The 18,266-nt window shown below is 70.1% G+C and carries 16 protein-coding genes and 1 pseudogene; 11 read left to right on the top strand and 6 right to left on the bottom strand.

What is annotated here, in order from left to right; translation table 11 throughout:
- Positions 1 to 4: 4 nt before the first annotated feature.
- On the bottom strand, positions 5 to 1,189 hold the full coding sequence (locus ACFQRE_RS15245; RefSeq protein ID WP_380123858.1) for a dipeptidase: 1,185 nt from the start codon (positions 1,187 to 1,189) through the stop codon (positions 5 to 7).
- Between the two features lie 69 nt (positions 1,190 to 1,258).
- Between ACFQRE_RS15245 and rimO the strand changes: the two genes are divergently transcribed.
- From rimO to ACFQRE_RS15270, 5 genes are all read left to right on the top strand, one after another.
- Positions 1,259 to 2,659 (top strand): 30S ribosomal protein S12 methylthiotransferase RimO, encoded by a 1,401-nt coding sequence (rimO, locus tag ACFQRE_RS15250; RefSeq protein ID WP_380123860.1) that lies wholly within the window; start codon positions 1,259 to 1,261, stop codon positions 2,657 to 2,659.
- Positions 2,656 to 3,312 carry a CDP-diacylglycerol--glycerol-3-phosphate 3-phosphatidyltransferase gene (pgsA, locus tag ACFQRE_RS15255; RefSeq protein ID WP_380123862.1) on the top strand — a complete coding sequence of 219 codons (657 nt, stop codon included), beginning with the start codon at positions 2,656 to 2,658 and terminating at the stop codon, positions 3,310 to 3,312. Before rimO ends, pgsA begins: the two co-directional genes overlap by 4 nt.
- A gap of 7 nt (positions 3,313 to 3,319) precedes the next feature.
- A complete protein-coding gene (locus ACFQRE_RS15260; RefSeq protein ID WP_380123864.1) occupies positions 3,320 to 3,826 on the top strand; it encodes a CinA family protein in 507 nt (168 codons plus the stop codon).
- A 120-nt stretch (positions 3,827 to 3,946) separates the two neighbouring features.
- Positions 3,947 to 4,249, top strand: a complete 303-nt coding sequence (locus tag ACFQRE_RS15265) for a helix-turn-helix domain-containing protein (protein WP_380123866.1) — start codon at positions 3,947 to 3,949, stop codon at positions 4,247 to 4,249.
- Between the two features lie 11 nt (positions 4,250 to 4,260).
- On the top strand, positions 4,261 to 4,857 hold the full coding sequence (locus tag ACFQRE_RS15270; RefSeq protein WP_380123868.1) for a GrpB family protein: 597 nt from the start codon (positions 4,261 to 4,263) through the stop codon (positions 4,855 to 4,857).
- Here ACFQRE_RS15270 and ACFQRE_RS15275 read toward each other — a convergent pair.
- The 4 genes from ACFQRE_RS15275 to ACFQRE_RS15290 are packed head-to-tail and all read right to left on the bottom strand — an operon-like array spanning position 4,842 to position 12,358.
- Positions 4,842 to 5,708 (bottom strand): Fpg/Nei family DNA glycosylase, encoded by an 867-nt coding sequence (locus ACFQRE_RS15275; protein WP_380123870.1) that lies wholly within the window; start codon positions 5,706 to 5,708, stop codon positions 4,842 to 4,844. The two genes, ACFQRE_RS15270 and ACFQRE_RS15275, sit on opposite strands and share 16 nt — an antisense overlap.
- 42 nt (positions 5,709 to 5,750) lie before the next feature.
- On the bottom strand, positions 5,751 to 10,505 hold the full coding sequence (locus ACFQRE_RS15280) for an ATP-dependent helicase (RefSeq protein WP_380123872.1): 4,755 nt from the start codon (positions 10,503 to 10,505) through the stop codon (positions 5,751 to 5,753).
- Positions 10,506 to 10,520: 15 nt separating this feature from the next.
- Positions 10,521 to 11,732 (bottom strand): MFS transporter, encoded by a 1,212-nt coding sequence (locus ACFQRE_RS15285; protein WP_380123874.1) that lies wholly within the window; start codon positions 11,730 to 11,732, stop codon positions 10,521 to 10,523.
- 38 nt (positions 11,733 to 11,770) lie between these two features.
- Positions 11,771 to 12,358, bottom strand: a complete 588-nt coding sequence (locus tag ACFQRE_RS15290) for a helix-turn-helix domain-containing protein (protein ID WP_380123876.1) — start codon at positions 12,356 to 12,358, stop codon at positions 11,771 to 11,773.
- Positions 12,359 to 12,478: 120 nt separating this feature from the next.
- On the opposite strand from ACFQRE_RS15290, the gene ACFQRE_RS15295 reads away from it, so the two are divergent.
- Both ACFQRE_RS15295 and ACFQRE_RS15300 read left to right on the top strand, forming a co-directional pair.
- The gene (locus ACFQRE_RS15295; RefSeq protein ID WP_380123878.1) at positions 12,479 to 12,703 is read left to right on the top strand and encodes a DUF3046 domain-containing protein; all 225 of its coding nucleotides are present in this window, start codon (positions 12,479 to 12,481) and stop codon (positions 12,701 to 12,703) included.
- 3 nt (positions 12,704 to 12,706) lie between these two features.
- Positions 12,707 to 13,714, top strand: coding sequence for a nitronate monooxygenase (locus ACFQRE_RS15300; RefSeq protein WP_380123880.1), 1,008 nt, complete (start codon positions 12,707 to 12,709; stop codon positions 13,712 to 13,714).
- Between the two features lie 34 nt (positions 13,715 to 13,748).
- Here ACFQRE_RS15300 and ACFQRE_RS15305 read toward each other — a convergent pair whose 3' ends face one another.
- The gene (locus ACFQRE_RS15305; protein WP_380123882.1) at positions 13,749 to 14,657 is read right to left on the bottom strand and encodes an RNase H family protein; all 909 of its coding nucleotides are present in this window, start codon (positions 14,655 to 14,657) and stop codon (positions 13,749 to 13,751) included.
- Between the two features lie 35 nt (positions 14,658 to 14,692).
- Between ACFQRE_RS15305 and ACFQRE_RS15310 the strand changes: the two genes are divergently transcribed.
- The 4 genes and pseudogenes from ACFQRE_RS15310 (at position 14,693) to ACFQRE_RS15325 (ending at position 18,208) form a co-directional block, all read left to right on the top strand.
- Positions 14,693 to 15,151, top strand: a complete 459-nt coding sequence (locus ACFQRE_RS15310; protein ID WP_380123885.1) for a GNAT family N-acetyltransferase — start codon at positions 14,693 to 14,695, stop codon at positions 15,149 to 15,151.
- Positions 15,152 to 15,378: 227 nt separating this feature from the next.
- Positions 15,379 to 16,386, top strand: a pseudogene (gene recA, locus ACFQRE_RS15315) (recombinase RecA); the annotation flags it as partial.
- A gap of 192 nt (positions 16,387 to 16,578) precedes the next feature.
- The gene (locus tag ACFQRE_RS15320; RefSeq protein ID WP_380123887.1) at positions 16,579 to 17,142 is read left to right on the top strand and encodes a regulatory protein RecX; all 564 of its coding nucleotides are present in this window, start codon (positions 16,579 to 16,581) and stop codon (positions 17,140 to 17,142) included.
- Positions 17,143 to 17,218: 76 nt separating this feature from the next.
- Positions 17,219 to 18,208 carry a homocysteine S-methyltransferase family protein gene (locus tag ACFQRE_RS15325; protein WP_380123890.1) on the top strand — a complete coding sequence of 330 codons (990 nt, stop codon included), beginning with the start codon at positions 17,219 to 17,221 and terminating at the stop codon, positions 18,206 to 18,208.
- Positions 18,209 to 18,266: the final 58 nt, after the last annotated feature.

Below are 18,266 nucleotides of genomic sequence, written 5' to 3' on the forward strand. Positions count from 1 at the left end.
CGGCTCACTGGCCGTCGAGGTCCTCGATCCGCGCCGTGCTCGGACCACGGGTCGCGCTGAGCTCGCGCGAGGTTGCCTCGACGCCCTCGAGCACCCTCAGGGCATTGCTCCACGTCAGCTTGCCCAGGTCGTCATCGGACCAGCCGCGCTCGGCGAGAGCGTCCAGCAACACGGGGTAGCCCGACACGTCGTCGAGCCCCACCGGCAGGATGTCGACGCCGTCGTAGTCGCCGCCCAGCCCGATGTGGTCGATACCGGCCACGTCGCGAACGTGCTCGACGTGAGCGACGACGTCGTCGAGGGTGGCCACCGGCTGGGCGTGCGTCTCGCGGTAGCCCATGAGGAACGCCGAGTATGCCGCGTGGTCGGCCGAGTCGATCCCCTCGCCCGCCGCCACATCTGCGGCCTCGAGGTCCCACTCCCGGATGGCGGGGGAGACGAACTTGGGGACGAACGTGACCATGCACAGGCCACCGTTGACCGGGAGCTGGGCGAGGACGTCGTCGGGCACGTTGCGGGGGTGGTCGCACACGGCCCGGGCCGAGGAGTGCGAGAACATCACCGGCGCAGTTGAGGTGGCGAGAGCATCGCGCATCGTGTCAGCCGAGACGTGCGACAGGTCGACGGTCATGCCGATCCGGTTCATCTCGCGCACGACCTCACGACCGAAGGGTGAAAGACCGCCGAGCACGGGCTCGTCGGTCGCGGAGTCGGCCCACGGCACGTTGTCGTTGTGGGTGAGCGTCATGTATCGCACTCCCAGTGCGTGAAGCATGCGCAATGCCCCGAGGGAGGAGTCGATGCTGTGCCCGCCCTCGGCGCCCATGAGGGAGGCGATGCGGCCGGAGGCCCGCGCCGCACGCACGTCGGCCGAGCTGACAGCGAGAGCCAGCTCACCGGCATACCGGCTGGTCATTTCCCGCACGAAGTCGATCTGTTCGAGCGTCGCCGTGACGGCCTTCTCGCCGGCCCACTTGGCGTCGACGTAGACCGACCAGAACTGCGCGCCCATGCCTCCGCGGCGCATGCGGACGAGGTCGGTGTGAGTGGTCGTGAGCTCACTGGCGATGTCGAGGCGGTCGAGGTCGTAACCGACCTGGTCGCGGGCCTCCCACGGAAGGTCGTTGTGGCCGTCCCACACGGGGTGGGTGGCGAGCAGGTCGGTGATGCGCTGGGACGTCGACGTCATCACCCCAACCTAGGACACGTCCATCCGGCGTCGTCGAGAGAGCGGCTCGCGCGCAACTAGAGTGGGTGCATGCCTGCACCCGACACCACCACGCGCTCGGTGGCCGTCGTCACCCTGGGTTGCACCCGCAACGACGTCGACTCCGAGGAGCTCGCCGGTCGGCTGAAGGCTGGTGGCTGGACCCTCGTCGACGACGCCTCCGAGGCCGATGTGGCCGTGGTCAACACCTGCGGATTCGTCGAGCAGGCCAAGAAGGACTCGATCGACAGCCTCATCGAGGCCTCCGCCCTCAAGGAGACCGGCCGCACCCAAAAGGTGGTGGCCGTCGGCTGTCTCGCGGAACGCTACGGCCAGACGCTGGCAGACGAGCTGCCCGAGGCCGACGCCGTTCTCGGCTTCGACTCCTACGCCGACATGTCGACCCACCTGCGGACCATTCTCGACGGTGGCACCGTCAAGAGCCACGTGCCCAGCGACCGCCGCAAGCTGCTGCCGCTCTCGCCCGTGACCCGGCAGGAGGCGTCCGCCGACGTCGCGCTCCCGGGCCACTCGGCACCGCGGGCCCGCCTCGACAGCGGCCCCTGGGCGCCGCTCAAGATCGCCAGTGGCTGCGACCGACGTTGCGCGTTCTGCGCCATCCCGATGTTCCGCGGCTCGTTCGTGTCGCGTCGCCCCACTGACGTCCTCGAAGAGGCGCGTTGGCTCGCGACGCAGGGAGTGCGCGAGCTCTTCCTCGTGAGTGAGAACTCCACGTCCTACGGCAAGGACCTCGGCGACCTCGCCCTCATGGACGCCCTCCTGCCCGAACTCGCCGACATCGACGGCATCGAGCGCGTCCGCGTGTCCTATCTCCAGCCGGCCGAGGTGCGCCCCGGCCTGCTCGACGCCATGGTCGCCATCCCCGAGGTCATGCCGTGGTTCGACCTGTCCTTCCAGCACGCCTCGGCACCGCTCCTGCGTCGGATGCGCCGCTTCGGTGGCACCGAGCCGTTCCTCGGGCTCATCGACGACGTGCGTCGCCGTTCGCCCCTCGCCGGCATCCGCAGCAACGTCATCGTCGGTTTCCCCGGTGAGACCGAGGCCGAGGTCGACGAGCTGGCGCAGTTCCTGACTGCCGCACGGCTCGACGTCGTCGGCGTCTTCGGCTACTCCGACGAGGACGGCACCGAGGGCGAGTTGCTGCCCGACAAGGTGGACGCCCAGGACATCGCCGATCGGGTTGCCCGCATCACCGACCTGATCGAGGAACTCACCGCCCAGCGCGCCGAGGACCGCATCGGCGAGAGCGTTCGCGTTCTCATCGAGGAGATCGACGACGAGACCGGCGACGTGATCGGTCGGGCCGAGCACCAGGGCCCCGACGTCGACGGCACCACCCGCGTGGTGGGTGCGCAGGCCGTGATCGGTGAGACCATCCTCGCCACCGTGGTCGGCACCGAAGGCATCGACCTCGTCGCGGATCTGGCATGACTGAGCGGCCCTCGCCGGTCGCTCGGATCGCGCCGAGCGCGTGGAACATCGCCAACGGGCTGACGGTCCTGCGGCTGTTCCTCGTCCCGGTGTTCGGCTGGCTGCTGCTGTGGGGCGATGGTCATGACGCGTCGACCCGCTGGTGGGCCTTCGCCGTCTTCTTCGTGGCCATGCTCACTGACCGCATCGACGGCGACATCGCCCGCAGTCGCGGTCTGATCACGGACTTCGGCAAGGTCGCCGACCCCATCGCCGACAAGACGCTCGTGACCATGGCGCTCGTCGGTCTGTCCATGATCGGCGACATCCCCTGGTGGATCACCGTCGTCATCGTGGTGCGCGAGTGGGGCATCACGGCGATGCGCTTCTGGGTCATCCGGCACGGCATCATGGCGGCCGGCCGGGGCGGCAAGCTCAAGACCCTGCTCCAGGCCCTCGCGCTGGGCTTCTTCGTCATCCCACGCTTCTCCTTGCCCTTCAGCCAAGCCCTGGACGCCATTGCCTGGGTGACTCTCGTCGCGGCATTGGTCCTGACTGTCGTCACGGGTGTCGACTACGCCATCGACGCGCTGCGCCTGCGGCAGACCAGTCCTCGCGCGCTCGCCAAGCGCGCGGCCCGAGCCGCGGCCCGGGAGCAGCGGCACAAGCCGTGATGTTCCGGTGACCCCTCTGTCTGCAATGGTCGTGGCGGCGCTCATCGAGCGCGGGTGGACCGTGGCCACGGCGGAGTCCCTCACCGGAGGCCTCGTGTGCGCGGCCCTCACCTCGGTGCCGGGTTCGTCCGACACGGTGCGTGGGGGAGTCGTGTCCTACGCCAGCGACGTCAAGGCCGATCTGCTCGGAGTCGACCCAAGACGCCTGGCCGAGGTGGGTGCGGTCGACGCCACCGTTGCCGCCGAGATGGCCGAAGGTGTGTGTCGTCTCGTGGGAGCCGATGTCGGTCTCGCGACGACAGGGGTGGCCGGCCCCGGCCCGTCGGAGGGTATGCCGGCCGGCACCGTCTTCATCGCGGCCGCCGGACCGTGGCCCTCCAGCCCCACGACGCGAGCCCTCGCCCTGGACGGGACGCGTGACGAGGTTCGCGCTGCGAGCGTGGCCGCCGTCCTGGCTCTGCTGCTCGAGTTGCTCGGGGAATCGGTCGCCGTCGACACACCGGGCGCCCCCTGAGCGCCACGCCGAACCACCAGTGGGAATAGGTCCTCCTGCAGAACACTTCGACGTGATGAGTGCTCCGCGATGTAGCGTGGACACCATCGACTGGATGAAACGCCGAAGGGAGGCCCGATCATGATCCTGCTCCGACACGAGCTCGGTGAGGTGCTGCGCGAGCGGCGCCAGGAACAGGGCCGCACCCTGCGCGACGTGGCCGCGGCCGGCGCCGTCTCCCTCGGCTATCTCAGCGAGGTCGAACGTGGCGTCAAGGAAGCCTCTTCGGAGCTCCTCGGCGCCATCTGCGATGCGCTCGACATCCCGATGTCGATGGTGCTCGAGGACGTCAGCCGCCGCGTCGCCCGAGTCGAGTCGATGAGTGCCCCGGTCTCGCTGCCGGTCGGTGAGCGCGCCGGCGTGGTCTCGGCCTCCGCGGCCTGACCGAGCCGCTCGTGCCGGACCGCGACCAGCAGGAAGGCGACCAGCCGGACCCAGTGGTCGGCGAGCGTCCGCAACCGTTCTCGGTTCCGGTCGTGTTGCACGACCCGAACCCCTCGTGGCCGACGCTTTTCGCATCGCACGCCGTCGCCATTCGATCTGCCCTCGGCGAGAACGCCCTCGCGATCGACCATGTCGGCTCGACGTCAGTGCCGCACCTTCTCGCCAAACCGATCATCGACATCCTGCTGCAGGTGCGTGACTCGTCCGATGAGGCGGCCTACGTTCCGGCGCTGACGGATCGCGGCTACTGGTTGCAGATCCGCGAGCCCGAGTGGCTGGAGCACCGCGTGCTCTACCAGCGGATCGATCGCGGGTCACCCCACGACATCAACCTTCACGTGCTCTCAACGGCCTCAGGGGCCGAGGAGATCGCACGCCTGCTCGGCCTGCGCGACTGGCTCCGGACCCACCCGCAGGACCGCGACCGGTATGCCGCCGTCAAACGTGAGCTGGCGAGTCGCCGTTGGCGCTATGTGCAGGACTACGCCGACGCCAAGTCAGAGGTCGTCGAGGGCATCCTCGCCAAGGTCGCTCAGGCCCGTCGGTAGGGCGTGCTGCGGCCGCCCGACGAGCCCAGGGGCCGCTGAACCCGACCGTCGTCGCCGGGAGCGATGCCTCCTTGGCACGACGGGCAGTAGAACATCGTCCGCTCGCGCCCCGGCGGACCGATCATCGACACCCGGATCATGTTGCCGCAGCGCCGACACGGCCGTCCCGAGCGCGCGTGCACGTAGTGTTCCTCACCGCGCCGCCGCACGCCGGTGCTCGACTGGACGGCGTGGTGTCGCGAGGCGTCCATGAGGCGATGGATTCGCGCAACGAGGGCCTGCGCGCGCTCGGGCGCGAGCTCGGCGGCGGCAGACCACGGTCCGATCCGCTCGATGAAGAGGGACTCCGACGCCCACAACGTCCCGACTCCGGCGAGAACCCGCTGGTCGAGGAGGGCGGCACCGATGACGGTGGTCGAAGCCAGAAGCCGATGGACCACTCGCTCGGCGTCCCAGTCGGGTCCAAGAACGTCGGGGCCGAGGTGCCCGACGATGTCGCCCTCCCGGGAGGTCGGCACGATCTCCAGCATCCCGAGCCGCAGGCCGAGTGCCGACCAGGTGTCGGTGCCCACGGCAGCACGCAGGTCTGCACGGCGCAGCCATCGTGCGGTGTCCGCGACGCGCTCGACCCGCCACTGTCCCTCCATCTTGAGATGGGAGTGGACGGTCAGTCCGGAGTCGACACGGTGCAGCAGGTGCTTGCCGCGACTCACGACCTCGGTGGTCACCGCCCCTCGCAGGTCGGCCGTGGCGATCTCGGGAAACCTGAAGTCGCTGAGCGTGATTGGTTCGCCGCTGAGGGCCCGGTGCAGTCGGTCTGCCGTGCGCCAGACGGTGTCGCCCTCAGGCATGGGCACCCATCCTCGGCTGCGCGGACCGCGGTCGCGTGGGCGTCATCGGCGGAGTCGGAGGCCGCGGGGTGTCGCGTGGAAGCCGGCTTGCGCCAGGGCGTCGACGAGCGGATGCCCCGAGCCGAGGAGGGCGCCACCATCAGCCTTCTCGACGGTGAGCTTGCCGAGGGCGCCTTCGCGCACGGCCAGGGCCAGGGCGTCCGCTGCCGCCTGGAGACTCACGGTGTCGTCGGTCCACGACAGCAGCGTCTTGCCGCCGCGCTCGACATAGAGGACGAGGTCGCCGTCGACGAGGATCACGAGCGCCCCGGCCTTGCGGCCCGGCTGGTGTCCTCGTCGACCTGCCGTTGGTGCCTCCTCGGCGCCCTCTGTGACCGGACGATCGGGCCATGGCAAGGCCGCGCCATAGGCGTTGGCCGGGTCCGTGGCGGCGAGCACCAGGGCTCGCTGGGCCTCGGCGTCGGGACTGGCCCCGAGCTGCCGGGCGTGCGCCCGTAGACGGTCGATCGCCCCGGTGGTCGCGAACTGCGCCGCGCCCAGCGACTCGACGAAGTAGCCGCGACGCACTCGCCCCGAGTCCTCGGCCGCAGCGAGGACCCGGTAGACCGCCGCGAAGCCCCCGGGCACGTCCTCGGCAACGACGCTGCCCCGGGTCAGGACGCCGTAGCGGTCCTGCAGGACCTCGGCCGTGGCCAGGGTGCGCACCGTCGGATCGGTCTCCACCTCGGGCAGCAGGGCCCAGCGGCCCGCGACGATCGCCGGTGCGGAGCGAGCGACCCCGATGGGTCGGGAGGCGCCCCGACGACCACCGAGGGTGCCCAGGGAACCGGCGCGACCGGCATACCGGGTGGTTCGTGGGCCCGTCACAGAACGTTTGTGCGCAGTGCGACCCCCGGCGAGCAGGGCCCGCACCGGGGCGAAGGTGTCGCCGGAGACGTGGCCCGACCAGACCAGTGACCAGAGGTCGTCCACCACGTCGTTGTCGGTGCCTTCGGCGAGGTCGGCCAGGGCCCGGAAGAAGTAGGCGCCGCCGCCCGCGAGGACGTCATGCATGGCCTGCGCCCGGTCACCGAGCTCGCCGTCGTCCGGGGCCGTCATGGTGACGTCGGCGTTCTCGGCGAGGTGGAGCGAGACCCAGCCGTCATCGCCGGGGAGCGAGCCGTGGCCGCGCCAGACGACCTCGCCGACGCTCATGAGCTCGTCGAGGAGCGCGGGGGAGTAGCCGACGACGCGCGCCGGCAACACCAAGGATTCGATGGCGCTGGCTGGCAGCACGGCTCCGGCGAGCTGCTCGATGGCTCGGATGAGACCCTCCCGCCCACGCAGCCCTCCACCGACGGACTGCCACTGCGGGAGGAACCGGGCGAGCTCGACCGCCGCGACCGGCTCGACCTCGGCGCGCAGGGCGGCGAGCGACCGTCGTCGCAGGGTGCGCAGGACTTCGGCATCGCAGTGGTCGAGTCCGTGCTGTCCGCCGCCACTCTCGGTCGGCAGCAGTTCACCCTCGACCACGCGGCCGGTGGCGACGAGGCGGCGCAGGGCGTCGAGGGCGACGGCCGGACCGACGCCCCACCACCGCGCGACGTCGTGGGCGGGGAAGGGTCCGTGGGTGCGGGCGTAGCGCGCCACGAGGTCACCGAGAGGGTCGGGCACCGGCTCCAGGAACGCCTGGGGGACACCGACCGGGAGGGAGACCCCGAGGGCATCGCGCAGCCGAGAGGCGTCCTCGATCGCGGCCCAGCGCTCCTCGCCCGCGACACGGACCCGGATGACCCGGCGACCACCTTCGAGGTCGACGAGCCATCCACCGATGTCGCGGGTCGCCACGTCCTCACGGGTGCGCCGCTCGATCTCGACCAGGGACAACGGCCCCAGCGTGCGCAGGAGATCGGCAACGTCCTCCGCGTGACGACACCTGCGGTCCTCGGCGAGCCGCTGCAGCTCGGCCTCGGTGCGGGCGATCGCCTCCGGGTCGAGGAGGTCTCGCAGCGACAGACCCTCGCCTCGACCGAGCAACTCGGCGAGCAGGGTCGGGTCGAGCGACAGTGCGGCGGCGCGCTTCTCGGCGAGCGGGGAGTCGCCCTCGTAGAGGAACTGGGCGATGTAGCCGAACATCAGCGACCGGGCGAAGGGGGAGGGCTGGGCGGACTCGACGTCGACGATCGTCACCTCACGCGAGGCGATCGACGACATGAGCGTGGTGAGCCCTGGCACGTCGAAGACGTCCTGGACGCACTCGCGCACCGTCTCGAGGACGATCGGGAACGAGGCGTACTGGCTGGCGACCTCGAGCAGCTGGGCCGCCCGCTGCCGTTGCTGCCACAGGGGCTGGCGTCGGTCGGGGCGTCGCCGTGGCAGGAGCAGCGCACGCGATGCACACTCACGGAATCGCGCTGCGAACAGCGCCGACCCGCCGATCTCACCGGTGACGAGATCGTGGACGTCGTCGGGGTCGAGCCGGACGAGATCGAGAAGCTCGGCCGCAGCACCACGCCCGGAGGACCCGTCGCCGTCGAGCTCGAGGTCGGGGAGGCGGAAGACGATGCCGTCGTCCCCGTGCATGGCCTGCACATCGACGCCGAACCGCTCACGCATCCGCGCGGACACACACAAGGCCCAGGGCGCATGGACCTGCCCGCCGAACGGGCTGTGCACCGCGACGCGCCAGTCGCCGATCTCGTCACGGAACCGCTCGACGACGATGGTGCGGTCGTCGGGGACGTGGCCAGTGGCTGCGCGCTGCTCCTCGAGGTAGGCAACGAGGTTGTCGGTGGCCCAGGCGTCGAGCCCGGCTGCGGAGACGCGGGCACGCGCCTGCTCCGGGGTGGCGCCGGCGACCTCGCGCACGAACGCGCCGACGGCCTTGCCGAGCTCGGCCGGCCGCCCCAGCTGGTCGCCCTTCCAGAACGGCAGGCGCCCCGGTTGCCCCGGCGCCGGCGTGACGAGCACCCGGTCGTGGGTGATGTCCTCGATGCGCCAGGTGGACGTGCCCAGGGTGAAGACGTCACCGATGCGCGACTCGTAGACCATCTCCTCGTCGAGCTCACCCACTCGCCGACCGGTGCCTTCACCGGTGGCGAGGAACACGGCATACAGACCGCGGTCCGGAATCGTGCCGCCGGAGGTGACGGCGAGGCGCTGGGCTCCCGGTCGCCCGGAGAGGACTCCGGCCACGCGGTCCCAGACGATGCGGGGGCGCAGCTCGGCGAACTCGTCACTCGGGTAGCGACCTGACAGCATGTCGAGCACGGACTCAAGGATCGAGCGGGGGAGAGCGGCGAAGGGGGCTGCTCGACGCACGACCTGCTCGAGGTCGTCGACGGCCCAGTCGTCGAGTGCGGTCATTGCCACGATCTGTTGCGCGAGGACGTCGACCGGGTTGGCCGGCACCCGCAGGGACTCGATGGCCCCGGCGCGCATGCGTTCGACGACCACAGCGGTCTGCACGAGGTCGCCACGGAACTTGGGGAAGAGGATCCCGCGCGACACTGCACCGACCTGGTGGCCGGCGCGCCCGACCCGCTGCAGGCCACTCGCCACGGACGGCGGCGACTCGACCTGGATGACGAGGTCGATCGCACCCATGTCGATGCCGAGCTCGAGGCTGGATGTCGCGACCACGGCAGGCAGACGCCCGGCCTTGAGGTCCTCCTCGATGAGCTGACGGTGCTCCTTGCTCACCGAGCCGTGGTGTGCGCGGGCAAGGATGGGTGCGGCACCGTGGGATGCTCCCGACTGCGCCATCACCTGTGCCGGGGTGCGGGACGATCCGGTATGCCGGCCCACGCCGAGCGTGGGACCCGCGCCCACCTGCGTGACCGCGTCAGCTTCGGCTCCCGAGGGGTCCGCTGCGGCCGCCTCGAGGCGCTCCTCCCAGATCTCGTTGAGACGTGCGGTGAGCCGCTCGGCCAACCGCCTCGAGTTGGCGAAGACGAGTGTGGAGCGGTGTGCCGCAACGAGATCGACGATGCGCTCCTCGACATGCGGCCAGATCGAGGCGCGCCGCTCGGCGCCGGATGCGGGTCCGCTGAGGTCGTCCTCGACGACTTCTCCGAGGGAGGACATGTCGGGGATGGGGACGACGACATCGAGGTCCCACTCCTTGGTCGACGGTGGGCGCACGACGTCGACCGGCCGACCGCCGGCGAGGTAGCGCGCGACCTCGTCGACCGGCTCGACCGTCGCGGACAGCCCGATGCGCTGGGTTGGTTGGTCGAGCAAGGCATCGAGGCGCTCGAGCGAGAGTGCCAGGTGGGCGCCGCGCTTGGTGCCCGCAACCGCGTGGACCTCGTCGAGGATGACGGTCTCGACCCCGCGCAGGGCCTCGCGTGCCTGGGACGTGAGCAGGAGGAACAGGGACTCGGGGGTCGTGATGAGGATGTCGCTCGGTGCCCGGGCAAAGGTGCGGCGCTCGTTGGCCGGGGTGTCGCCGCTGCGCACCGAGACGGTGATGTCGGGCTGCGGCACCCCGAGCCGGGTGGCGGCGTGCCCGATGCCCACGAGTGGGCTGCGCAGGTTGCGCTCGACATCCACGGCGAGGGCCTTCATCGGCGAGATGTAGAGGACGCGACAGCGTCGCAGCTTCTCCTCGGGCATCGGCTCGGTGCCGAGGCGGTCGAGCGCCCAGAGGAAGGCCGAGAGCGTCTTGCCGGAGCCGGTCGGTGCGACGACGAGGGCGTGGTGCCCGGAACTGATGGCCTCCCACGCGCCCGCCTGGGCCTGCGTGGGCGCACTGAAGGAGTCCCGGAACCACGCCGCGGTGGCCGGGGAGAAACGTGCGAGAACGTCAGTCGTCATGAGGGGCCAAGCCTCTCACTCGCGACTGACACGCGTCCTTCTTCGATCCATGTCGCGCCACTCGGGCCTCAGTCCCGTCCCGGTCGTCGCGACGAGGTAGGCCGCTCCGGCGAGCCCCAGCGCGGGCGCGACGCCGATGGCCGCAACGGCTGCACCGCCCACCATGCCGCCCACGGGAAGGCCCGCCCACGCCAAGGCGTCGGCCAGTGACCCCACCCGACCGACGATGGGCCGCGGGACCCGCTCGAAGAAGATCGCGCCGAGCGTCGGGCTGATGAATCCGCTGCCGAGTCCGGCGACGACGTTGGACGCGATGATCGCCCACAGGGGCGCGTCCAGCGCGAGCGCGAGGTAGCGAGGTGCTCCGGCCAGGGTGAACCCCAACAGGTATGCCGTGCGCCGGCTGAACTGGCCCGCCATCGTGGTTGCGGCGAGGCTCGACGCGACGGCGGCGCCGCCGTACAGGATTCCGAGGAGCCCGATGAGCTCCGGACCGTGGCCCTGGTCGTGCACCCACACCGGCAGCATCACCGAGATGTAGGCGGCTTCGAGCAGGTTGGTCACGGTGATCATGGTGAGGATGGAGCGCAGCAGCCGGTCCTGACGGAGGAAGTCGACGCCGGTGCGCAGTCGTGAGAGGTAGGTCCCCTCTTCGTTCGTGTCACCGAGGACGACGCGAGGGATGAACACCGCGACGACCACGGCACTGATGAATGTGGCCCCCGCGGTGACGGCCACGGTCTGGGCCGCGCCCAGAGCACCCACGAGAAGCCCGCCGATGCCTGCACCGAGCAGCGCGCTGGCACGGTCCACGGTGGTGTCGAGCCCGGTGATGCGTTCGAGGGGGACGCCCGACGCATCGGCCACGGCGGGGACCATCGCGTTGCGGGCGCCGTCACCGGGACCGCGGAAGGCACCGGCGAGGGCCACCAGGGTCAACAACAGCGGAATCCGCTCGGGGAGCGAGAGCTGCCCGACGGCATACAGGATGGGGATGAAGGCCAGGAACGCGCCGCTGAGGAGGTCGCCGGCCACGCTGATGGCGCGCGGACCACGGCGATCGACCAGGGGTCCGCCGAGCGCCTTGGAGATGACGTAGGGCGCCATCTCGGCCGCAAGCACCAAACCCGTCAGGGGGGCCGACTTCGTCTCGGTGTAGACGAGCCAGGGGAGGGCGACCGTCGAGATGCGGGTGCCCGCGATGGACACGCTCGAGGCGAAGAGCATGCCGTAGAGACTGCGCCGACTCGGGCGCGCGTGCCGGCTCACTCCGAGGACATCCCGGGGGCCCGGAAGACCTCGAGGTTCACCGAGACGGGGCGTGCCGTCTCGGGGGCGTCTTCCGTGCCCTGGTGCGGCCGGTAGCCGCGGATCACGCTGATGACGTCACGCATGAGGGCGGACGTCTCCTCGGGCGTGAGTCGAAGGGTGTAGTTGCTGAACGTCCCTGCGTCCTCCCACTCGGGAGGCAGGGTGGCGATCTCGGCGATGGCGCGCTGCGCGTTCTCGGCGTATCCCGCTGCCACGGCGGAGAGGTAGGCCGCGGACGTCGCCTGATCCGCGTCGTGCGTGTCGAAGTAGGTGCGCGCGTGAGCAGCCTTCCACCACCGGTCGCGGGCATTGCCCATCTCGGTGGCCTCGACGACGAAACCCGCTTCGGCGAGCTGCCTGACGTGGTAGCTCGTGGCGCCGGTGTTGACGCCCAGGTGTGCGGCGAGACGCGACGCCGTGGCTGGGCCGTGGAGACGCAACGCACTCAGGATCCGGGGTCGGAGAGGGTGCGTCAGCGCCTTGAGAGTCGTCGCATCAAGGACGACGTCCCGACGAGGGTCGGGTTCGAAAGGCTCCGGCATGTCGTTGACCTTACAAAGGAATGTCTGCGATCGCAGGATGAGTCTTCACGCGTTGTGCCCACCTGGCAACGGTCAACCGCTGAAGCGGCCCCGGAGCGGCCGTGTGACAGACTCGCGACCATGAGGATCAGCCACTTCTGGACGCTGATGAACGACGAGTTCGGTGAGACCTACGCACCCACCCTTGCGCGTGACCACGTGCTCGGAGTCCTCGGCGGACGCAGCGTCATGCAAGCCCTCGATGTGGGCATGCACCCGCGTCTGGTGTGGCTCGCCCTCTGCGACGACATGGACGTACCGCAGGAACGCCGGCTCGGTCGGGTCGATGCTCCGAGGCGTGGCTGACCGGTGACGGTCCTCGACCGAAAGGTCGTCCTCGCGCCGATGGCGGGAGGGCCGAGCACTGTCAACCTGGCGACAGCGGTCACTGCCGCTGGCGGTTTCGCCTTCCTCGCCGGTGCCTATGTCACCCCGGATCGGCTGCGCGACGACATCGTGTTGCTGCGGTCGGCGGTCGGTGGGGCAGCGTTCGGGGTCAACCTCTTTGCACCGAACCCCTACGAGCCGGGGAGTGCCGCCCGGGTGCTCGAGTACGCCACGCGACTTCAGCCCCTCGCTGACAAGGCGGGCATCCCGCTGGGGGACCCGGTCCACGACGACGACTCGTTCGACGCCAAGATCGAGGTCCTGATCGCTGAACGCCCCGCCGCGGTGTCCTTCGCCTTCGCGTGGCCACCCGCCGATGTCGTGGACCGTCTGCGTGCGGCCGGGATCGAGGTGTGGGTCACCGTCAATGATGCGAGCGAGACCGGCTGGGCCGACGAGCTCGGCGTCGACGGACTCGTCGCCCAGGGCTGGGAAGCCGGCGGGCACCGCGGCGGTCCGGTCGACTCGGGGCACCACCAGGCGCCGACGAGGTTGTTGCTGCAGAGCATCCGCGCAGTGACGACCCTGCCGGTGGTCGCCACCGGCGGAGTCGCTGACCCGACCCACCTCGCCGGGCTCCTGGCCGCCGGCGCGCACGCCGTTGCGTGCGGCACCGCCTTCCTGCGTGCCGACGAAGCAGGCACGGCCGAGGTCCACCGTCACGAGCTGACCCACCGCCCCGACACCGTCGTCACCCGCGCCTTCACCGGTCGCAGCGCTCGAGCGCTGGTCACGTCGTGGACCGAGGTGTTCACCGAGGTTGCACCCGCGGCCTACCCGCAGGTCCATCACCTCACGGCGCCGTTGCGCGCCCACGGCAAGGTGACCGGTCAGCCCGACCTCGTCCACCTCTGGGCGGGCACGGGGCACCGTGCCACCCGAGAGGGTCCGGCGAGCGAGATCGTCGAGCACCTGTCGTCCCGACTCTGACCGCTGGCCCCTTGGGGTCGCGCCCGAGCGAAGGTCAGGCCTCGGGGGTGCCCTGGTGGAACAGCTGCCGCCAGTGACCGGCAACGCGGACCCAGAGCGACGAACGCAGGGTCGTCTCCGTGTCGCGCACCGCGCGCCACGTGAGCAGCATCGTGTCGGGACCGGCCGGCATACAGGCAAGGACCTCAAGGTTCACTGCCTCGCCCAGGGGACCGATCTCGTCGAGGATCTCCTCTCGGGTCCAGAGGCGGCCGGAGCGTCCGATCTCGGACCACTGGGGGTGGAGAAGTGCGGCGACGGCGGCGCTGTCCGAGCGGGTGTCGTCCTCGAGGAGTTGGCGTTCGAGGGCGATGACCTGCTCCTCGTCCGTGACCACCGGGGCGTCCGAAAGCTCCGAGAAGAGGTCAGGCTCAGGCGTGCTCGCTGGCGCCGAGGGTGCGCTGGCGGGGGAGGTGCGCTCGGGCGCGGGAGTGCCTCGTCCGGCCCAACCGGGGCCGGCGTCGGGGACAGAGCCCTTTTGGTATGCCGTCGCGGCACCGTTCGCGAGTCGGTCCGCCTCCTCGTTGAGCGCGTGCCCGGAGTGGCCCTTGATCCATTCGAAGCGGACGTTCTTGCGGCCGGCCATCGCGCGGTCGAGGGCCTGCATGATCTCGACGTTCATGACGGGCTTGCCGTCGCCCTTCTTCCACCCCTTGCGCTTCCACCCCGGCATCCACTGGGTGATGGAGTTGATCGCGTACTTGCTGTCGCAGTAGATGACGAGTTCGTCGTCGACCTCCGCGGTCTGTTCGAGCAGGTCGAGCACGGCAGTGAGCTCGCCCATGTTGTTGGTGCCGTGCGGCCAACCCCCGCAGGCCCAGTGGTCCTCATCGACATACCAACCCCAACCTGCAGGTCCGGGATTTCCGAGGGCCGAGCCGTCTGCTGCCGCAATGATCGTCACGGCGCAGGAGTCTGCCAGTTGCCTAGGCTGGCGACGTGGACCAGTCATCGCCGGACGTTCGTCACCAACGCTTTGCCGACCTCGACCCGATCGTCGCGTATCGGCTCTGGGCGCTGCGCTCTGAGGTGTTCGTCGTCGAACAGGAGGCGGCCTATCTGGATCTCGACGGCCGCGACACCGAACCGGGGACGTGGCACTTCTGGTGCGCAGGCGACGTGGGTATGCCGGTCGCGACGTTGCGCGTGCTCGATGACGACGAGGTGTGGAGAGTGGGTCGGGTCGCCACTGTGCGGGGTCAGCGGGGGAGCGGTCTGGCGGCTGCGATGATGCTGGCCGTTCTTGCGCTGTGCTCGGACCGCGCGATCGTCCTCGACGCGCAGGCGCGCCTGTTGGACTGGTATGTCGCGTTCGGCTTCGTCGTGACCGGCGCGGAGTACGCGGACGAGGACGGCATCGCGCACGTTCCGATGCGGCGTGAGGTGGGCGGCGCCTGACGTTCCGGCGTGTCGCTGACGGACCTCCCAGCGTCGAACACGTGTTCGTCTACTGTTGTCCACAGGTCGCCAGATCCGATGACTTCGTCCACAGCCTCCACGGCAGCTGCAGACGACTGTCGGTACGACGACCTAGCGTCTGACCCGAGATCGCGACGAGACCGACCGCGAGCATGGGTCGCCGGCGGACGCGCACATCGAACGACACAGGAAGAGCAGGTGCCGACATGGCAGCAACAGCAGCCGTCAGGAACGCGAACGACCGCGACAAGTCCCTCGGATTGGTCCTCGGACAGATCGAGAAGTCGCACGGCAAGGGCGCGATCATGCGTCTCGGCGACGACGTCCGTGCCCCCATCGAGGTCATCCCCACCGGCTCGATCGCCCTCGATGTCGCGCTCGGCATCGGCGGGCTGCCCCGCGGCCGTGTCGTCGAGATCTATGGCCCCGAGAGCTCGGGCAAGACCACGGTCGCCCTGCACGCGGTGGCCAGTGCGCAGCGCGCGGGCGGCATTGCGGCGTTCATCGATGCCGAGCACGCCCTCGACCCCGAATACGCCAAGAAGCTCGGCGTCGACACCGACAACCTGCTCGTGTCCCAGCCCGACACGGGGGAGCAGGCCCTCGAGATCGCCGACATGCTCATCCGCTCCGGCGCGCTCGACATCATCGTCATCGACTCCGTCGCAGCCCTGGTGCCGCGCGCCGAGATCGAGGGCGAGATGGGCGACAGCCACGTCGGCCTTCAGGCGCGGCTCATGTCGCAGGCGCTCCGCAAGATCACCGGGGCCCTGAGCAACACCAACACGACCGCGATCTTCATCAACCAGCTCCGCGAGAAGATCGGCGTCATGTTCGGCTCGCCCGAGACCACGACCGGTGGCAAGGCGCTCAAGTTCTACGCCTCGGTCCGCCTCGACGTGCGTCGCATCGAGACCCTCAAGGACGGCACTGACCCCGTCGGCAACCGCACCCGCGTCAAGGTCGTCAAGAACAAGGTCGCCCCGCCGTTCAAGCAGGCCGAGTTCGACATCCTCTACGGGCAGGGCATCTCCCGTGAGGGAGGCCTCATCGACATGGGCGTCGAGCACGGCTTCGTCCGCAAGGCCGGCGCTTGGTACACCTACGAGGGCGACCAGCTGGGCCAGGGCAAGGAGAACGCCCGCGCCTTCCTCAAGGACAACCCCGACCTGTCCGACGAGCTCGAGAAGAAGATCAAGCAGAAGCTGGGCATCGGCCCGCAGGTCGACACCCCCCTCGAGGTGGTCCCCGAGGTCCCGGTCGACTTCTGAGTCGACCAGCGCACCTGATCGCCTCGAAACGGTTTCGTCACAGTGGGATTCACTGACTCGGACGCACCTCCACCTTCATGGGTGGAGGTGCGTCCACCCGCGTCCACGTCCAAGCCCACGTCCAAGGCCACGCCCATGCCCACGCCCACGTCCGGGCGTGAGGCCAAGCCCGGCTTCGCGCCGCCACCACCGGACGCTGCCGTCGAGGGCGCCGAACCCGATGCCCACGACTTCGCCCGTCAGATCGTGCTGCGCCAACTGACCAACTCCCCGAAGTCACGCGCCCAGCTCGAGCAGGCCCTGGCCAAGCGGGACTGCGACCCGGACGTTGCTGCTGCGGTCCTGGATCGCCTGGAAGAAGTGGGTCTGGTCGACGACGAGGCCTACGCCGGGATGCTCGTCAGGTCGCAGCAGGCCGGGCGCGGGTTGGCCCGACGCGCCCTCGCCCAGAACCTGCGCCAGAAGGGGGTCACCGACGAGGTGGCCGAGTCCGTGCTCGACGCGGTCGACCCGACCGCCGAGGAGGAACGAGCCCGCGAGCTCGTCGACAAACGGCTGCGGCGCCTCCACGGACTCGACGTCATCGTGCAGAAGCGTCGGCTCGCAGGCATGCTCGCGCGCAAGGGTTATCCGTCCGAGGTGTCCATGCGGGTGATCCGTGAGGCCCTCGCCGCCACCCCGGAGCACGACCGCGACTGACCCATCCGGGCTCTGGTGGAGGTGTGACCGAGTGAGGGACCGTTGAGGTCCGATGCGCGGGAAGGGCGGTTCGGTCATGACTGACGTGGACACGGCGCAGGCGGTCCTTGGTCGACGGACCACGCGGCCTCGGTGGGTGACCGACGGCGGCCTCGAGACCGATCTCATCTACCACCACGGCGTGGACCTGCCCGGCTTCGCCGCCTACCCACTCCTCGATTCACTGGAGGGGCGGACACTGCTCTCCCGCTACTACACCGGGTTCGCGCACGTCGCCAGCAAGGCTGGCGCAGGCCTCCTACTCGAGACGCCGACGTGGCGGGCCAGTGCCGGCTGGGTCGAGGCGCTCGGGGGCTCCCGCCGTGACGTGCGGCGGATCAACCTCGAGAGTGTGATCTTCCTGGCCGGGCTCGCCGAGATCCTGGTCTCGGACGGGGTCTCACCGGGTGGGGCAGCGGGCTACGACGGCAGTGGTCACGGACCCGACGTCCGGGTCTGCGGCGTGCTCGGGCCTCGAGGCGACGGCTACGTCGCCGGGGAGCCGACGAGTGCCGACGAGTTCGGGGACTACCACTGGGCCCAGATCGCAGCGTTCGCACAAAGTGGCGCCGCCAGGGTCACGGCCTACACCCTGACGACGGTTGCCGAGGCAGTGGGCGTGGTGCAGGCGGCCCGGGCGCAGGGAGTCGCCGTCGCGGTCTCCTTCACGGTGGAGACCAACGGTCGACTACCCGATGGCACGCCCCTCGGCGAGGCGATTGAGCTCCTCCGACTCCAGGCCGCGCCCGACGACCTCTTGGTCAACTGCGCTCACCCGACCCACATCGCCGCCGCGCTGACACCCGACGACGGCTGGACCGAACACGTCACCGGGCTGCGCGTCAACGCCTCGCGGCGGTCGCACGCCGAGCTCGACGATGCCGCCGAACTCGACGAAGGCGACATCGGCGACCTCGTCAGCGAGCACGAAAAGCTCGCGGCGCGCCTGCCCCGACTCGACATCGTCGGAGGGTGCTGTGGCACCGACGTGAGGCACGTGGCCGCACTGTGGGGCGTGGAGGCCTGACGCACCGCAGAGCACCCGGCGGTGGAACGCGGCAAGGGCGAGGACCGGATGGTCCTCG

The sequence above is a fragment of the Knoellia pratensis genome (assembly GCF_042666395.1).
GTDB lineage: Bacteria > Actinomycetota > Actinomycetes > Actinomycetales > Dermatophilaceae > Knoellia > Knoellia pratensis.

Bases quoted from the DNA above. Each gene is read 5' to 3' on its own strand.
- ACFQRE_RS15245 (WP_380123858.1), bottom strand. From the start codon at position 1,189: ATGACGTCGACGTCCCAGCGCATCACCGACCTGCTCGCCACCCACCCC.
- rimO (WP_380123860.1), top strand. From the start codon at position 1,259: ATGCCTGCACCCGACACCACCACGCGCTCGGTGGCCGTCGTCACCCTG.
- pgsA (WP_380123862.1), top strand. From the start codon at position 2,656: ATGACTGAGCGGCCCTCGCCGGTCGCTCGGATCGCGCCGAGCGCGTGG.
- ACFQRE_RS15265 (WP_380123866.1), top strand. From the start codon at position 3,947: ATGATCCTGCTCCGACACGAGCTCGGTGAGGTGCTGCGCGAGCGGCGC.
- ACFQRE_RS15275 (WP_380123870.1), bottom strand. From the start codon at position 5,708: ATGCCTGAGGGCGACACCGTCTGGCGCACGGCAGACCGACTGCACCGG.
- ACFQRE_RS15280 (WP_380123872.1), bottom strand. From the start codon at position 10,505: ATGACGACTGACGTTCTCGCACGTTTCTCCCCGGCCACCGCGGCGTGG.
- ACFQRE_RS15285 (WP_380123874.1), bottom strand. From the start codon at position 11,732: ATGCTCTTCGCCTCGAGCGTGTCCATCGCGGGCACCCGCATCTCGACG.
- ACFQRE_RS15290 (WP_380123876.1), bottom strand. From the start codon at position 12,358: ATGCCGGAGCCTTTCGAACCCGACCCTCGTCGGGACGTCGTCCTTGAT.
- ACFQRE_RS15295 (WP_380123878.1), top strand. From the start codon at position 12,479: ATGAGGATCAGCCACTTCTGGACGCTGATGAACGACGAGTTCGGTGAG.
- ACFQRE_RS15320 (WP_380123887.1), top strand. From the start codon at position 16,579: ATGCCCACGCCCACGTCCGGGCGTGAGGCCAAGCCCGGCTTCGCGCCG.
- ACFQRE_RS15325 (WP_380123890.1), top strand. From the start codon at position 17,219: ATGACTGACGTGGACACGGCGCAGGCGGTCCTTGGTCGACGGACCACG.